The following is a 16,061-nucleotide window of genomic DNA, read 5'->3' on the forward strand; positions in this document are numbered from 1 at the left end:
CGACTACATCGAGTTCTTCTACAACCCGCAGCGCAAACACGTTAGGAACGGCATGCTGTCACCGATCGCCTTCGAACAGCAGCAAAAACTGAAACTGCGAGGCGTCTAGGAAACTAGGGGCGATTCATTGGAAAGAAGCGTTCCAGACGAGCCATCTGCGCGTCCGTCAGCCAAAACAGGTTGCTCATCAGTCAGTCTCCTTGCGGAGCCTGAATCACGCCGTAAAAGCAAGATCAATGGGTCCTGACCCTAGCGCAGCATGGATTTCGGCGTTGCCGGGGAAAAACAAAGCGAAAAAAGATTTCTCCGCAAACAATCCTGATCTTGGCGTCTTGTAGCTGCCTTCCAACGCATTGGGAAATTCGACAGGGCAGGCATTTTGACTGCGTTAAACATTGCCCCATTGGACATGCAGCCCGTTCAGCTTTGCGGATACCTTGATCGCGTTCGGTGCTGCGAATGCCGATGTCGGCATGCTGCATGATACAGGTCTGGCGCGCTTCCACTCAGCGTCCGAGCCGAAGCCGGTGGCAGAAATGAAGGGCTGGTCCCAAGGGTCCAGTCGCCCGCCCGCTGCGCCGGACGCATTCGCGCCAATGGACCGGCCTCAGCCCGAGTCCTCCTCCCGACCCGATCACCCGGCCCCTGCTTGCGACATGGCCTGCCGCCAGGCATCCACCTCCTCGGCGCTGGCGCGGCCACCGCGTGGGCCGTGGCGCGTGACCGCGCGCGACGCGGCGGCGGTGGCAAAGGTCAAGGCGGAGCCGAAGTCGCGCCCCCGGCCAAGGCCCCAGACGAGTGCTGCGCCAAAGGTGTCGCCCGCGCCGGTGACATCCACCACGTCAACCTTATGTCCGGGCGCGCGCAAGATCCGGTCGCCGTCCAGCGCCGCAGCGCCATCAGCGGCGGCGGTGCGGACCAGCCGGGCGATGCCGTTGGCGAGCTGCCAATCAGCGGCGGCCTCCAGATCGTCATGACCAAAGGTGGCGCGGAAGCCGACCTGATTGAAGATCACCACTTCGGCGCCCTGCAGATAGGGCAGGTCGGCCTCGGCCGCGCCGCCCACATCCAGATCGAACACCGCGCGACGGCCATGCTGGCGCAGATCGGCGAGGAGTGCGGCCTGCCGCAGCACGCTGTCGGCCGCGTGCAGGCGGCGAGCGCGATAGAGCGTGGTGTAGAGCAGCCCCGGCTGCCGCAGGGCCGCCATCGTCTCGGGCGGCAGGACCATGGGTTGCCGCCCCATTTCGACCGTCAGAACGACATGCTCGCCTTCGACAAGGAAGATCAGATTGCGCGACTCAGGGATGCCGGGCTGGCGCAGCATGTGGCGGGTCGAGACGCCGTTTTCGGCCAGATCCGCGATCAGCCGTTCGGAAAGCGGGCTTTCGTTCAGAAGCGAGATGAATTCGGTCACGCCGCCCAGCCCGGCATGGACCACGGCGGCATTGGCGATCGAGCCGCCGCATTCGGTGGGCAGTTCCCGGATGAAATCCTTGTCGGCGATGCCGGGCCAACGGTCGGCGGTATAGTATTCGTCCACCGCCACGTCACCGATGAAGAAGACACTCATGCGCGCACCTCGACCGGGCCGCCTGCAACCGGAACCCAAGGATCGTTGCCAAGGCCGCAAAGGGCCATCCAGTAATAGGGCGCCGGTCCGTTCAAACCCCGGCAGGCGTCATGCCAGACCCCGCGTTTCATCACCGCCACCATGCCGGGCCGCAAGATGAAGGCGGCCAAGGTGGTGGCCGCAGGGGCCGGGGCATCGCTGGCGGCGGCCACGGCAAGTACGATCGGGGCGGTGGCGCAGAACAGGGCCTCTTCGGTCAGCGGGTGACGCTCCATCTGGCGGCAGGACCATGGCGCGGCCGGGCCTTGGGTCATGCCGAGATGTCCGCTGCCGTCGATCAACGGGCGCAGGGTGAAACTGTCGGCCCAGCCCTCACCCGCCATCACCTTGACGTCAGGTGAAGCGGCGCCGCTGAGATCGTAGACACGACCGAAAGGCGCGAAGCTTTCCGGCGTGATGGGGCGGGCGATCAGGGCTGTCATGCCGCTTCCGTCCGGGCCCGGCGCACGGCGGCCATGAAGCCCGCGACATGGGCGGCCACCATGCGGCCCTTGTCGACATGGCCTTCCTTGAACCAGCTGCCGACAATGGCACCATCGGCCAGCGCCAGTTTGATGCCGACATTGGCTTCGGTCATCCCCGCGCCGATCAACAGCGGCGTGCGCCCACCGGTCGCGGTGCGGAAACGGCGGATTTTGGCGGAATCGGTTTCCTGCCCGGTGGCGTCCGAGGTTACCACCAGCGCATCGCAGCGGGCGGCCCCCAGGCGCACGTCCTCATCCTCGGATCGGCCCGACAGCACAGGCTGATATTTGAAGCGCACACCGCCGAACAGAAGGGCGGAAACCCCGGCGCGTTCGGACGCCAGATCGCGCGCGAACGCGTTGTCAGGTTCGGGCGGCAGGTGGCCGCAGACCGAGTCGATCTGAAGAAAGGCCACCGGATAGCGGCGTGCCAGCGCAAAGGCGCGGGCATTGTCGCGCAACACATTCACCCCGACACGCGGGCCAAGGTTCAGCGCCAGCAACCGATCCAGCACGCGTTCCACATCATCGGCGTCGCCGAAGTAATTCTCGACCACCAGCCCGTCGATCCCCGCATCGGCCATGATCCGCGCTTCCTCCAGCGCCTGCGCCAGCCGGTCTTGCGGCCCCGCGCCGCCCAGATGCAGCATCCCCAGAATGGGTTTCGCTGCGGCAAAGCTATCGCCAAATGCGATCATCTCTCAGTTCTCCTCGGTCGGCGCAGCGGTGGATGCGCCATGGCCCCAGCTCGTTGCAAATTTCATTTCGACCCGCGGCGCGTAGGTGATCGAGGTGCGCTCGACCGGATCGCCTGCGGAATCGAGCACATCGCCCATGGCGCAGAGATAGCCGGGCGGGGCGGGGTTGTTGCCGAAGACCTTGAGCAGCATCGGCGTGGGCGGCACCACGGACAGATGCATCTCGGCCCGCGCCGGTTCGCGGCCATAAGTGGCGCGCAATACGGCATACAGCGACTGAGTGGCGAAGTCGTATTTCTCGATGCCCGGATAGCGAGCGAGCGACAACCAAGAGGTGTCGAGATTCATCCATTCCACCGGCTCGACGCCGCCCAGACCACGGGCGCGCACCAAGACCAGCATGCCATCCTCGATCCGATGCTCCAGCACCTGCGTCACTGGCCGCCGCCCGTTGGCACGGGCCAGATCGGTGAAGCTGCCAAAGTTCCAGATGCTGTGGCTGACCGGCCGATGCTGGACCCGCGTGCCCTTGCCGCGCGCCTGCGTCACCAGCCCTTCACGGACCAGCAGCGTCATGGCATTGCGCACGGTGGTGCGCGCAATGGCAAAACGGTCGCGCAGCTCGTTCTCGGAGGGGATGATCTCGCCCTCGGCCCAGGCCCCGCTAAGGATCGCGCCGCGCAGGGCGCGGTAAAGCTGGCGGTAAAGCTGCTCGCCGGAATAGGAGTCGAGCGCCAGTTTCGCCAACGGATCTGTCGCCGCCTGCCCATTCTTGTCGCCCGACTCCGTCATCCGTTCTCTCCGTGTGTTACTGCTTGGCGCCGTTGATCACGAAGACATCGACCGCGCCAACGTCAAGATGATACTGGCTGACGATCTGCATATAGGTGCCGTCGGCTTTCATGCCGTTCAGCGCCGCCATCACCGCATCGCGCAGCCCGGTGTTTTCCTTGGCGAAAGCGATGCCATAGGGGTTCGGATCCCCGGCCTCGCCGATCTGGTAATAGGCACCCGGTTCGTTGATCGCCAGATCCGCCAGCCCTTCGACCCCGATCACCGAAGCCTGCGCGCGGCCTTGCTTGATCTGCATGATATGTTCGGCCTGGGTCGGAATCTGGATGACGTTGTAAAGCTGGTCCGCCGGGCAATTGGCCTTGCCAACCTCCTCGGCCCAGGTCACCCAGCTGGTGCCAGTGGCGACGGCGATGGTCTGACCGCAAAGATCCTTCTCGGTCTTGATCGCGCCCTGATGATCGGCGGTCGAGTAGAACACGTTGCCGGTGTTGAAATAGTCGATGAAGTCCAGCTGGGCCTGACGTTCCACCTTGTCGGAAAACGCCGAGATGATCATGTCCGAACGCCCGGTAACGACCTGCGGGATCAGTTGCGGGAATTCGACATTCTGAAACTCGGGCGTCAGGCCCAGACGATCCGCGACGGCCCGGGCGATGTCGATATCGAAGCCTTTCAGTTCTTCGGAACCGGCGTCGTTGTATTCCATCGGCGGATAGGCCAGCGAGATCACGACATTCAGCTTGCCCGCCGCTTTGATCGCCTCGGGCAGCAGCGCCTGCGCGGCGGCGTCGGGTGCGGCGACAGCGGGCCAGGCCAATGTCAGCGCCAAGAGCGCGCCCAGCGCCGGGTTTTTAAGGTTGCGTGCAGTCATCTTCATTCTTCCAATCCTCCCTGATGGTTCCGTATGTTCTGCGTCAGGCCAGCACCCTGCCCAGAAACGTCCGCACCCTCGGGTCGGAGGGATTGGCCAGCACTTGGGCAGCGGGGCCAGCTTCGCGAATTTCTCCGTCGATCATCACCACAACCCGGTCAGCGACTTCGCGGGCAAAGCCGATTTCATGGGTGACGACGATCATCGTGGTTCCGGCGGCGGCGAGGCGCTTCATCACCTCCAGCACTTCGCCGACAAGTTCGGGGTCAAGCGCGCTGGTCGGCTCGTCGAACAGCATCACGCGCGGCTCCATCGCCAAGGCACGGGCTATCGCCACGCGCTGCTTCTGGCCGCCCGAAAGCTGCGATGGCCATGCCTCGGCCTTGGCGGCCATGCCGACCATATCCAGAAGCTCCATCCCGCGCTTGGTCGCGGCCTCGCGGGTCTGGCCGCGCACCAGCATCGGGCCTTCGATCACATTGCCAATCACGGTGCGATGGGCGAACAGGTTGAAATGCTGGAACACCATGCCCAACTGGCTTTGCTGCGCCCTGAGACGCCGCACTGGCAACTCGTGCAGCGCCTTGCCGCGCAGCTCATAGCCGATGATCTGGCCATCGACCCAGGCATAGCCGCTGTCCGGCATCTCAAGATGGTTGATGCAGCGCAAGAGCGTCGACTTGCCGCTGCCGGACGGCCCGAGGATGCACAGCACTTCGCCATAGCTGACCTCAAGGTCGATGCCCTTCAGAACTTCATGCCCGGAAAAGGCCTTCCTGACCCCCACGGTACGGACGGCGACGGTCATGCCCGGCCTCCTGCGCTGCGGCCGAAATGGCGTTCAAGGTAATACTGGCCGATCGACAACAGCGTGGTGCCTGCCAGATACCAGATGGCGCAGACGAACAGGAGTTCGATGACAGCGCCGTTGATGAAGTAGATCCGCTGTGCCGCGTTCAGCATTTCCGGCATGGCGATGGTAGCGGCCAGCGAGGTGAATTTCAGCATCCCGACGGCGCTGTTGCCCAGAACCGGCAGGATCAGCCGCATGGTTTGCGGCAGCATGATCCGCCGCATGGTCTGGCCCGGCGTCATGCCCAGCGTATGCGCCGCCTCGACCTGACCGCGATCGACCGACAGGATGCCGCCCCGTACCGCCTCGGTCAGATAAGAGCCTTCGTTCATCCCCAGCCCGAGCACGGCGGCAACGAGGGGGGTCATCACCTCGACCATCTTCACGTCAACCAGCCCCGGAATGTAGAGCCGGGGAAACACCAGCGCGATGTTGAACCAGATCAAGAGTTGCAGCAGGACCGGCGTGCCGCGAAAGATCCAGACATAAAGCCAGGCGGCAAAACGCAGCACCGGATTGGCCGACAGCCGCATCACCCCGAAGACGAAGCCGAGGAGGATGCCAAGCGCCAGCGCCGCGAAGGTCAGGAGCAGCGTCCAGCCGAAGCCCTTCACGATGACATCGGCGGCCAGAAACTCACCAACGATGGGCCAGCGGATCTGGCCTTTGGCGAAAGCCCGGACCAGCAGGGCCAGAACCGCGATCACCACGGCACCGGCAACCCAGCGCCAGGGATGGACCAACCGGCGAACGGCCAGACCGGGCGGCGGCAGGTCTTGGGGGGATAGTCCCTGCTTGGTTTCGGCGGCCATCAGATTCGGCTTCCTTGTAGGATTGTTCCTACAATCAAATATGCATGAACTACCCCAGCGTCAAGCACGTTCGTGCGGAGCGACGACCTCGGCCGAAGGTCGCAGAAGCCGCCCGCCGGGCATCCGCCGGAAAGCGCAAACGCGTCGACTAGCCGGTTGTGTCAACCGCAAAGTGCCGCGGAAAGACGTGGCTGAGGAGCATCAGCGCCCCCTTGCGCATCGCGCCCGGACGCACGGCGTCAGGATTGGCGTTGTCCCAATACCAGGCACCCTGGACCAGATAATTGAGGGTTTCCGCCAGCGCGTCGGCGTCGACATCCGGATAGCCGCAGGTGCGGGCGATCTCGTCGACCAGGGCACGCGCTTCGTTCTTGTACGTCAGGTCGTTGGGCAGGCTGATCATCCGGTCAACCTGCAGGGCCCGTCGGTCGCTGCCGAACACAACCCAGGCCGAGACCCATTTCGGGTGCTCGCGGCTGAAATGCTGCGCGCAGTCGATGGCCGCGCGTAGCCGCTCCTCCGGTGGTTTGTCCGGGGTGCGGACAGTTGCGGACCACAACAGTTCGAACTGGTCGCTCAGAAACTGCAGCACGGCGCGGAAGAGATTGTCCTTGCTGCCGAAGTGAAACACCACCAGCGCGTTCGACGAGCCGACCTTGGCTGCGACCCGCTGCATGGTTACGGCCGCCAGCCCCTCATCAGCGATCACGTCGATGGTCGCGTCGATGATGCGCTGGGCGCTGGCATCGCCACGCTGGCGCCGCCGGTCAGGCGCGGCGGCGCGGTCGCCCGGCGCAGGGGATAGCAGGTGGTCGCCCATGATTGTCAGCCTCTCCTCGGGCCGGATGTGCGCGTCACAGCGAGGGACGGCTCCGGCTGTCCAGATACCACAGTCCGCGCGCCGTTTCATAGGCCATCGCGGCGCGAAACACGTCGGCGTCACGATAGCTTCGGCCGACAATCTGGATGCCGGTCGGCACGCCGCTCCTTGCCCGCCCCGACGGAACCGAGATCACCGGGCAGCGACTGAGCATGTTGAAGGGCGTTGTCATCGCCCAGCCAAGCATCGGATTGACGGTCTTGCCGTCGATGGTGAGCGTATCCTTGGAATGGTCGAAATCGGCGCTGACCGCCGGCAGGGCATTGGTCGGGCAGATGAAGGCCTGATATTTCTCCATGATCGGACCGAAGCTCTGATACATCTCGTTGATGATCTCCAGACTGTTCACAAAGTCGAGCGCCCTGGACTTGTTGCCCTTCTCCGCGAACTGGCGGGCGTAGGTCGTCATCTCGTCGGCGTGCTCGGCCAAGAGGGCCGAAAGGTAGCCGCCGAACAGATGCTCAAGATAGGTCATCCCGGCCTGAAGCGTCTCCCATTTCCAGCCAAGATCGACCTCGACGATTTCCGCCCCCAGATCGCGGAAGGTGTCGAGCGCGGCCAGCGTGTTGCGGCGCACATCGGGGTCGATCTCGAAAAACCCGAGGTCCATCGAGAAGGCGATCTTCCAGCCACGGATCGGCTTGTAATCCAAGGGCAGCCGCAGCTTGGGGCGCAGGGTTGCAATGTCCTGCGGGCTGGGACCGGCCATGACGTTTTGCAACAGAATCGCATCGGTGACGGTGCGTGCCATCGGGCCGGTATGGCAGAAGAAATCAAGGTTGAAGGGCGGGTCGTCCGGGTTGCGGCCATAGGGCGGCTTGTAGCCCACCACGCCGCAGGCCGCGGCCGGAATGCGGATCGAACCGCCGATGTCCGATCCGGTGGCGATCGACGAGGTGCCCGAGGCAAGCGAGGCCCCTGCCCCGCCCGACGAGCCGCCGCAGGTGTGTTCAAGGCTCCACGGATTGCGGGTGACACCCCAGAGCCGCGACCAGGTGGTGGCCGAACAGCAGAATTCCGGCGTCGCGGTGCGGGCGTGGACGATGCCGCCGGCCCGCATGATGCGCGCGTTCATCGTCGAGGTCCGGTCGGCGACATGATCCTTCAGGATCAGCGATCCCGAAGAGGTCGGTTTGCCCTTGATCTCGCTTTCATCCTTGATACCGACCGGCAGGCCCTCCAGCGCCCGGGTCGCTGCGCCCTTGGCATATTTGGCCTCGGCCTTGCGGGCGAAATCCATCGCCTCGTCAAAATGGGTATAGGTCAGGGCGTTGACCGTGCCGGCCGTCGCCTCGACGCGGCGGATCGTCGCCGCCATCAGCTCCACCGGCGACAGGGTTTTGGCTTTGAACCGGCGCAGCGCCTCGTGGGCGGGCATGTAGCACAGGTCGAGATCGGTCATCTTACGCCTCCGGCGTCTTGTGTGTCGGGAAAAGGCGATCCGTAGACCGGCCACGCGCAGGCAGCCGGTCCGGGATGCACAACTTGTCGGGCTTGCGGCTTACTTCAGCAGGTCGGTCCATATCTTCGTGTAAAGCGCGGTCACTTCCGGCGCGCAGGCCTCGGTAAACTCGCCCTTGTCGGCAAATTCGGCCGGGATCACGATTTCGGGCGCGGTCTTCATGTCGTCGGCCATGAAGGCCTCGGACCCCATGATCCCGTTGGCATAGCGCGCATAGGCCGAGATAAGCGCCGCGTTTTCCGGGTCCATGATGAAGTTCTGGAACAGCCGGGCGTTTTCAACATTGGGCGCCGATTTCAGGACCGCCACATTGTCCATCCAGATCGGATAGCCTTCCTTCGGATAGCCATAGACAAAGCGCGGATCGACCAGCCGGATGCGCAGCGACCCGCCGCTCCAGTTCATCGCGGCGGCATAGTCATCTGCGGTGAAGCGGTCGATATTGGTGTAGTCCATCGACACCCATTTCGGCCGCGCCTCGACCAGCTTGTCGCGCACCTTGCGCAACAGTTCCATGTCGGTCGTGCAGGCCTCGCCGCCCAAGTAACGGATGGCCATGTAGAGGACATCGTTCATTTCCGGCACGATGTTGATCTTGCCGACCAGTTCCTCGGGCGGGTCGAAGAAGATGGCGCTGGTGTTGGGATCGCCGGCGTAGACCTCGGTATTGACGGTGACGCCGGTGGTGCCCCATTGCCACGGCACGCTGTAGTGGCGGCCCGGATCGAACGGCACGTCCACCCAGCGGGGGTCCATGTTCCTGAAATTCTCCATCTGGTCGGGGCGGGTTTCCAGAAGCAGGCCCTCGGCGATCCAGATCGGCATCGAGGTTGATGTCGGCACGACGATGTCGAAATCGTTGCCGCCCTGACGGGCCTTCGCCAATGCCGTGTCGTTTGAGTCGAAATCGGTGATCGTCACCTTGATGTCATAGGTTTCCTCGAACTTCGTGATCAGGTCGGGGTTGGTGTAGTCCCCCCAGTTGAAGATGTTCAGCACGCCTTCGGCCTGGGCGGGTCCGATGCTTGCGATGAGCGCGAGGCCCGAGGCGGCGGTCAGATATGGTCGCATGAATTCTCCCCTTGTCGATTGGTTGCTTGCAGGTCAGTCGGTCTTGCGGCTCAGGAAAAAGAACAGGGTGACGATGGCAACGGAGAGCCCCAGGAACACGGTCGAGATTGCGTTCATCTCGGGTGTGGTCTGACGGCGGAGTTGACCGAGCATGTAGGTCGGCAGGGTCTCCTGCCCGGCGGATTTCACGAATTCGGTGATCACCACGTCGTCGAGCGAGACGACGAAGGCCAGCATGAAGCCCGCAAGGATGCCGGGCCACAGCAGCGGCAGGGTGATGCGGCGAAGCACCATCCACGGGCGGGCGTAAAGATCCGCCGCCGCGCGTTCGAGCGTCAGGTCCATGGTTTCCAGACGCGCCCGGATCGGCAGATAGGCAAAGGGAATGCAGAACGCGGTGTGGGCGGCGATCAGATAGCCAAGGCCGGAATAGCCGGTCCAGATCTTCACGCGGGAAAACACCACCAACAACGCCACGGCGGTGACGATCTCGGGCACCATCAGCGGCTGGTTGATGAAAGCATATTTGAAGGTCAGCCCGCGATAAGGCGCGGTCCTTGTGGTGGCAAGCGCCGCCATCGTCGCCGCGACGGTGGCGATCAGCCCGGCGATTGGTGCGATGGTCAGCGAGCGCAGCGTGGCGTCGATGATCCGCTCGTTGGCGGCTGCGGCATGGAACCAGCGCAGCGAGAGCCCCTCCCAGGCGCTCGTGGTGGCACCGGCGTTGAAGGCATAGACCACCAGCGTCACCATTGGCAGGTAGAGCAGCACGAAGCAGAACAGCGCGATCAGGGTGAAACCGCGCTGCCGCTGGACGGAATAGGGCCTAGCCATGACGCGCCTCCGTCTTCGAGGCCGCGCGCACATAGACCAGAAGTGACAGCATGACGATCGCCGTCAGGCTGATCGACAACGCCGAGCCCAGCGGCCAGTTGCGGCCTTGGCCGAACTGCAATTCGATCAGGTTGCCCAGCATCAGGTTCTTGCCACCGCCCAAGAGGCGCGGCGTGACATAGGCGCCGAGCGAGGGGACGAAGACCAGGATCGAACCGGCTACAATGCCGGGCATAACCATCGGCACGATGATCCGGCGCAGCACGCGGGAGCTGTTGGCGTAAAGATCGGCGGCGGCTTCGGCCAAGCGGAAGTCGAACTTTTCGAGGCTCGCATAAAGCGGCAGCACCATCAGCGGCAGGTAGACATAACCCATGCCCAGAAGGATGGCGAAGTCGGTGAACATGATCTGAATCGGCTGGTCGATCAGGCCCGTCCTCATCAGCGCCACATTCAGCAAGCCTTCGTTGCGGAACACTTCCTGAATGGCGAAGGTGCGGATCAGAAGGTTGGTCCAGAACGGAATGGTGATCAGAAACAGCCACAGATCGCGCCGGTGCCTTGGCCTTGTTGCGATGAAGTAAGCGGTCGGAAAGCCGAGGATCAGCGTGACGATTGTGGTGATGGCCGCCAGCTTGACCGAGCGCCACAGGATGCTCAGATGGGCGTCGGCGAACGAGACGGTATTGTCGAACATATCGCGCTCGAACAGCACCTCGAACCAGCCCTGACCCGAAAACTGCCAGTATTTCACGTCGCCGTAGTCGCCCTTCACCATCACGGAATAGAGGACGACAACGAACAGCGGGCCGATGGCCGCGAGGAAGATGATGACGAGCGCCGGGGCCGACAGCCACCAGCGGTTGCGGATGTCACGGCGGGCGGCGGCCCGGATGATGTCTTGTGCCTGGGTCATGGTCAGTCCCTCAGCACCTGCGCAGCGCCGTCCCTGATCCGCACGCCCACCGGCATGCCGGGCGCGAATCCGTGGTCGGCACAGCGGTCGTTCTGACGGCGCACGACGAAGTTCGAACCATCGCCGAGCCGGACGTTGAGATGGGTGTCGGTGCCGAAATAGACCGCACTTTCCAGCGTCCCGCTGAGGGTCGCATCGGCATCGGTGCCAGCTATCTCGGCATGTTCGGGGCGCACCATCACTGTGATCTGCCCTTGGGGCTGCGTGCCATGCGGCAGACCGGCCAGAATCTCACCTCCTGCGCCCAGGGTGACTTTGGCTCGATCGCCGGCCGAAGACAGCACCTGCGCCGGAAGGAAGTTCGCCTCCCCGATGAAGTCGGCGACGAAACGCTTGTCGGGCCGGTCGTAGATATCGCGCGGCGTTCCAACCTGCAAAATGCTGCCACCAGACATCACGGCGATGCGGTCCGACATGGTCAGCGCCTCCTCCTGATCGTGGGTCACGAAGATGAAGGTGATGCCGGTCTCGTGTTGCAGCCGCTTCAGTTCGATCTGCATTTCCTTGCGCAGCTTGTAATCCAGCGCCGACAGCGGCTCGTCCAGAAGCAGCACCTTCGGCTGCGGCGCCAGCGCACGGGCAAGCGCCACGCGCTGCTGCTGGCCGCCGGAAATCTGGCTGGTCCGACGGTCCTTCAGCGCCTCCATGCGCACCAGCCGCAGCATCTCGTCCACGCGCGCCGCAATCTCGCGCCGCGGCTTGCCCAGCATCTCCAGTCCGAAGCCGATATTCTGGCCGACAGTCATGTGCGGAAACAGCGCGTAGCTTTGGAATACCGTGTTCACCGGCCGCTCATGCGGTGCCAGAAGCGCGATATCCCGGCCGTTGAGCAGGATCTCGCCCTCGTCGGGGTATTCGAAACCCGCGATCAGACGCAAGAGCGTGGTCTTTCCGCACCCCGACGGTCCGAGCAGCGTGAAGAACTCGTTCTCGCGGATCGCCACTGAAACCCGGTCCAGTGCCTTGAAACTGGCATTTCCCGCGCTGTGGAAGATCTTGGTGATAGCCCGTGCCTCAATGGCAGGATTGCTTGCAGCCAAATTCGTGCCCCCCCTGGTTCGGCCATAGTCACGCCTCTGCGAGCGTCCCGGGGCCGCGATTCTGATGTCAGAATATATAGACTAAATATTCAGTCAATATTATTTCGAGCTACGCGAGGCGATGCCGCAGAATTAATGTTTGAGGCACGGCGGCCCCTTCCGGCCGTCCGAGTGCCACTGACCATCTCGGTCGATTGCCCAATGGTGGCCGATGTCACGCCAGCCGCGCCAATGGACATGTCAGCGCCGGATCTCGCCGACCTTTTCGGCAACGGCGGCGGCTGAAGCCGCTCTTCGTCGGATGGCTGATGGTTTGGCCCATCGGGCACGGGCTCTGCGCCTGCTCGGCAACGGAGTTCAACTGCATTTGGTGGCAGACTGCTGACGACAACGCCTTTTGATGTCAGAATCAGATAATAATCTATCACCAAACGGCCTCGGCGTGTCCCGCGTAGCATCAAACCGAGACGGTCCGCCGCAGGGTGCGGAGAATGACCGCGCCAATCTCCGCAACAAGTGCGGCGTTACATCTTGCATCTGCGGGGAATATGCCACACAATCTGCGCACCTGATGCGGAGATTACGATGTACATCTGGGAGGACGCGGGCTGGCCGAACCAGACTTGGCAAGACGTGATCATTGCTACGCCGCTGGCAGCGGTACGCCACGATCAGGGGCGACTGATCGGCCGCATGGAGGCGCTGGGCCTGAAGCTGCGCGAGGAGGCGGTGCTGCAGACGCTGACCCAGGATGTCGTCAAGACGAGCGCGATCGAGGGGGAGCAGCTGGACGCCACCCAGGTCCGGTCATCGCTTGCCCGACGACTTGGCATCGATATCGGCGCCCTGCCCCCGACAGACCGCAACGTCGAAGGCATCGTCGAGGTGATGCTGGATGCGACAAGGAACTACCAGGAACCCCTCACGGCCGAACGCCTGTTCGCCTGGCACGCCGCGCTGTTTGCCACCGGACGCAGCGGCATGACACGGATCAGGGTCGGCGAATGGCGCGTTGACAGCACGGGCCCGATGCAGGTGGTGTCGGGGCTGTTCGGCCGGGAGCGCGTACATTTCGCGGCCCCCCCGGCCAAGCAGGTCGCGGCGGAGATGGACGCCTTCCTCACCTGGTTCAACTCGCCGCCGACCACCGATCCGGTGATCAAGGCCGCGCAGGCCCATCTGTGGTTCGTGACGATCCACCCGTTCGAGGATGGCAATGGCCGGATCGCGCGCGCCATCGCCGATCTGGCGCTCGCGCGGTCGGAGAACAGCCCGCAGCGGTTCTACAGCATGTCGGCGCAGATCAGGGCCGAGCGGACTGCCTACTATGATCAGCTGGAGCGGACACAGAAGGGCGCAACGGACGTCACCGCCTGGATTCTTTGGTTCCTCGAATGCCTCGGTCGTGCCATCCATGGTGCGGATGGCGTCCTGGCGGCCGTGATCGCCAAGGCGCGGTTCTGGGAAAGGGCCGGGGCACTGGCGCTGAGCGAACGCCAGATCAAGGTGCTCAATCGCCTGCTCGACGGCTTCGAGGGCAAGATGACCTCGTCGAAATGGGCGGTGATCGCCAAATGCTCGCAGGACACGGCGAACCGCGACATCGCCGCACTTCTGGATCTGGGGCTGCTTCGCAAAGGCGACGGCGGAGGCCGCAGCACGCATTACGAGATCATCGCGTGAGCGGCGCCCGCCCCCCAACGCAAAAGGCCCCCGCTTTTCAGGGGGGGCTCAGGTAGTCGGACCATCGGTCGCAGCGCGTTGGCTGATCCAGAAGTAGATCTCCAAAAGCTTCGCCGGGCGCGCTGGCGACAGACATGGCCTCGGCGGCGGCAAGATAGGCCCGAAGCGCGGGCGCGCGCCGCTCTCCCGAAAGCTTTGGCAGCAATGCCGCCATCGACAGGCCCCCGATCCGGTCCTCGATTACGTACAACTGCCCGTCGATCCGCGAGATTTCGCGAACGCGCGACATGGCAAAAGGCAGCGGGGGGGGAGGCTTGCCGTGAATGCTGCCTGGACGCGAGCCCGATCTTCGCTGCCCGCCTCCGGTCGGGGAATGCGCAGGATCTGCGTCTTCCCCAGCGCGTAGATCGTGCTTTCCCAGCCCGAGCCCAGAAGGTCGGCGTCGGTTGCGCCAAACGCCGCCGTCACAGCCTCGCTCATAGTGGTCCCCTGCGTTTCATGTCGGTCTACCGTTCACCAGCAATGTCTTGTAGATCGCGATCGCTTCCCGAAGGCCACCGCATTTCGCTCGCGCCGCTGTGCCTGACCTGCCATTCGCGCGGCTCGGTCACGCTGCGCAGCACCAATGTTCGAGATTTCCCGATTGTCAGGACCAATTTCCTCCACGACCAGGATCTTGCCAACCTTGCCAACGGTTTGGAAGTGTCGCGTCGCATCTGCGCCGCCCCGTCGCTGGCCAGATACCTGAACTGCGAGTCCCTGCCCGGGCCTCGTGTCGGGCACGACCGCAAAGCGATAGAGGATTATGTACGCAGCGGCGCCAAAACGGCACTGCACCCCACCTCTACCTGTGCGATGGGCCCCGAAGCCAGTGCCGTGGTCGACCTGAAGCTGCGCGTACGCGGGGTCGAGGCCCTCCGGGTTGTTGACGGCTCGGTCATCCCGAAAGTGCCGAGGGGGAATACCACGGCACCTATCATCATGATCGCGGAGAAAGCAGCCAACATGATCCAAGGATGAGCTGTGACGTCAATCGAGCCTTGCAGTGCCTGGAACAAAGCACCTCTGCATGGTCGACAGCGCTGCCCCGTGACACTCGCGCGGGTCGTCTGGGGGCTCCCGAAGGAAGTTCCCCCGACGCCAGAAACCTTGCGCATGTATTCACTCTTGGTTACCTTGAAGACATCCACCCGGAGGCCGCCATGTCCCAGACCACGACGATGACTGTAAGGATCAGTGGCGCGCTGAGCGAGTTCGTGGCGTCGAATGTCGGCGAGAACGGCGCCTATGAGAACATCAGCGAATATATTCGCGACCTGATCCGGCGCGACAAGGAACGGGCCGAACGGGAGGCTTTCGAGCGGCTGAAAGCCGAATTGACGCGCGCCTTCTCCGCGCCCGAGGCAAGCTACCGCCCGCTGACCGCGGCGGAAGTGATCGCCCGGAACCGGGGCTGACGGGATGGCCGTGCGCGTCCTGGAGGCCGCATCCCTGCGGCTTGACGAGATCTTTCGCTACACCCACAACCGCTGGGGCGCTGACCAGGCTGATCGCTACATCACCAATCTGTTCGCGGCCTTTGAGCGGATCGAGAGCCACGGCGTGGTGTCACGTCCCGTCCCAGCCGAATTCGGCGTCGAGGGGTTCTACTTCCGGCACGCGCATCATTTCGTGTACTGGCGGCGGCTGTCCAACGGCGACATCGGAATCGTGACCATCCTGCACGAGCGGATGCACCAGATGGATCAGTTCCGAGATGATCTCGGCGGCTGATTCCTGCCCCAAACGCAAAAAAGCCCCCTGGGTTTCAGGGGGGGACTCGTCAAACGTTGAGGTGGCGTTGAGGTGTTTTGCGCTTATGTGTGTAAGCGTCCGGCCTGACCGCCCTGCCGCGTGGTGAGAGAGGCGGATAGTGTCCACCATCGATAGTGGACACTATGGTGATGGCGTGGCGCGTCGGACGAAGCGACTTTGGACGGATGAGGAGAA

The 16,061-nt window shown here is 63.6% G+C and carries 18 protein-coding genes; 4 read left to right on the forward strand and 14 right to left on the reverse strand.

The window, feature by feature from the left end; translation table 11 throughout:
- Positions 1-634: 634 nt before the first annotated feature.
- From G4Z14_RS18350 to G4Z14_RS18410, 13 genes are all read right to left on the reverse strand, one after another.
- Complete coding sequence (locus G4Z14_RS18350) at positions 635-1,573, reverse strand: carbohydrate kinase family protein (RefSeq protein ID WP_164628360.1); 939 nt, start codon at positions 1,571-1,573, stop codon at positions 635-637.
- Positions 1,570-2,055 (reverse strand): ureidoglycolate lyase, encoded by a 486-nt coding sequence (locus G4Z14_RS18355; RefSeq protein ID WP_164628362.1) that lies wholly within the window; start codon positions 2,053-2,055, stop codon positions 1,570-1,572. The genes G4Z14_RS18350 and G4Z14_RS18355 overlap by 4 nt, the downstream gene beginning before the upstream one ends.
- Positions 2,052-2,795: a BtpA/SgcQ family protein gene (locus G4Z14_RS18360; RefSeq protein ID WP_164628364.1), complete on the reverse strand. Its 744-nt coding sequence runs from the start codon at positions 2,793-2,795 to the stop codon at positions 2,052-2,054. Before G4Z14_RS18360 ends, G4Z14_RS18355 begins: the two co-directional genes overlap by 4 nt.
- A 3-nt stretch (positions 2,796-2,798) precedes the next feature.
- On the reverse strand, positions 2,799-3,587 hold the full coding sequence (locus G4Z14_RS18365; protein WP_164628366.1) for a GntR family transcriptional regulator: 789 nt from the start codon (positions 3,585-3,587) through the stop codon (positions 2,799-2,801).
- A gap of 16 nt (positions 3,588-3,603) precedes the next feature.
- Positions 3,604-4,467 (reverse strand): ABC transporter substrate-binding protein, encoded by an 864-nt coding sequence (locus G4Z14_RS18370; RefSeq protein WP_164628368.1) that lies wholly within the window; start codon positions 4,465-4,467, stop codon positions 3,604-3,606.
- 37 nt (positions 4,468-4,504) lie between these two features.
- Positions 4,505-5,269, reverse strand: coding sequence for an amino acid ABC transporter ATP-binding protein (locus G4Z14_RS18375; RefSeq protein ID WP_164628370.1), 765 nt, complete (start codon positions 5,267-5,269; stop codon positions 4,505-4,507).
- Positions 5,266-6,126: an amino acid ABC transporter permease gene (locus G4Z14_RS18380; RefSeq protein ID WP_164628372.1), complete on the reverse strand. Its 861-nt coding sequence runs from the start codon at positions 6,124-6,126 to the stop codon at positions 5,266-5,268. Before G4Z14_RS18380 ends, G4Z14_RS18375 begins: the two co-directional genes overlap by 4 nt.
- Positions 6,127-6,274: 148 nt before the next feature.
- On the reverse strand, positions 6,275-6,946 hold the full coding sequence (locus G4Z14_RS18385; protein WP_164628374.1) for a TetR/AcrR family transcriptional regulator: 672 nt from the start codon (positions 6,944-6,946) through the stop codon (positions 6,275-6,277).
- A 34-nt stretch (positions 6,947-6,980) separates the two neighbouring features.
- A complete protein-coding gene (locus G4Z14_RS18390; protein WP_164628376.1) occupies positions 6,981-8,408 on the reverse strand; it encodes an amidase in 1,428 nt (475 codons plus the stop codon).
- 99 nt (positions 8,409-8,507) lie between these two features.
- Entirely contained in the window at positions 8,508-9,539 is a 1,032-nt protein-coding gene (locus G4Z14_RS18395; protein WP_164628378.1) for an extracellular solute-binding protein, read from the reverse strand.
- 33 nt (positions 9,540-9,572) lie between these two features.
- Positions 9,573-10,373: an ABC transporter permease gene (locus tag G4Z14_RS18400; RefSeq protein WP_164628380.1), complete on the reverse strand. Its 801-nt coding sequence runs from the start codon at positions 10,371-10,373 to the stop codon at positions 9,573-9,575.
- Positions 10,366-11,289, reverse strand: a complete 924-nt coding sequence (locus G4Z14_RS18405; RefSeq protein ID WP_164628382.1) for an ABC transporter permease — start codon at positions 11,287-11,289, stop codon at positions 10,366-10,368. Before G4Z14_RS18405 ends, G4Z14_RS18400 begins: the two co-directional genes overlap by 8 nt.
- Before the next feature lie 2 nt (positions 11,290-11,291).
- Positions 11,292-12,389: an ABC transporter ATP-binding protein gene (locus G4Z14_RS18410; protein WP_164628385.1), complete on the reverse strand. Its 1,098-nt coding sequence runs from the start codon at positions 12,387-12,389 to the stop codon at positions 11,292-11,294.
- 585 nt (positions 12,390-12,974) lie between these two features.
- On the opposite strand from G4Z14_RS18410, the gene G4Z14_RS18415 reads away from it, so the two are divergent.
- Positions 12,975-14,072: a Fic family protein gene (locus tag G4Z14_RS18415; protein ID WP_164628387.1), complete on the forward strand. Its 1,098-nt coding sequence runs from the start codon at positions 12,975-12,977 to the stop codon at positions 14,070-14,072.
- Between the two features lie 37 nt (positions 14,073-14,109).
- Here the strand turns inward: G4Z14_RS18415 and G4Z14_RS18420 are convergent, their stop codons facing one another.
- Complete coding sequence (locus G4Z14_RS18420) at positions 14,110-14,361, reverse strand: hypothetical protein (protein WP_164628389.1); 252 nt, start codon at positions 14,359-14,361, stop codon at positions 14,110-14,112.
- Between the two features lie 209 nt (positions 14,362-14,570).
- Here G4Z14_RS18420 and G4Z14_RS18425 point away from each other — a divergent pair, with 209 nt between their 5' ends.
- The 3 genes from G4Z14_RS18425 to G4Z14_RS18435 all read left to right on the forward strand — a co-directional run bounded on the left by G4Z14_RS18425 (position 14,571) and on the right by G4Z14_RS18435 (position 15,845).
- Positions 14,571-15,092 (forward strand): GMC oxidoreductase, encoded by a 522-nt coding sequence (locus G4Z14_RS18425; RefSeq protein WP_164628391.1) that lies wholly within the window; start codon positions 14,571-14,573, stop codon positions 15,090-15,092.
- 182 nt (positions 15,093-15,274) lie between these two features.
- Positions 15,275-15,529, forward strand: a complete 255-nt coding sequence (locus G4Z14_RS18430; RefSeq protein ID WP_164628393.1) for a ribbon-helix-helix domain-containing protein — start codon at positions 15,275-15,277, stop codon at positions 15,527-15,529.
- 4 nt (positions 15,530-15,533) lie between these two features.
- On the forward strand, positions 15,534-15,845 hold the full coding sequence (locus tag G4Z14_RS18435) for a type II toxin-antitoxin system RelE/ParE family toxin (protein ID WP_164628395.1): 312 nt from the start codon (positions 15,534-15,536) through the stop codon (positions 15,843-15,845).
- The last annotated feature ends 216 nt before the right edge of the window (positions 15,846-16,061 follow it).

Source organism: Tabrizicola oligotrophica, from assembly GCF_011008935.1.
GTDB lineage: Bacteria > Pseudomonadota > Alphaproteobacteria > Rhodobacterales > Rhodobacteraceae > Tabrizicola_A > Tabrizicola_A oligotrophica.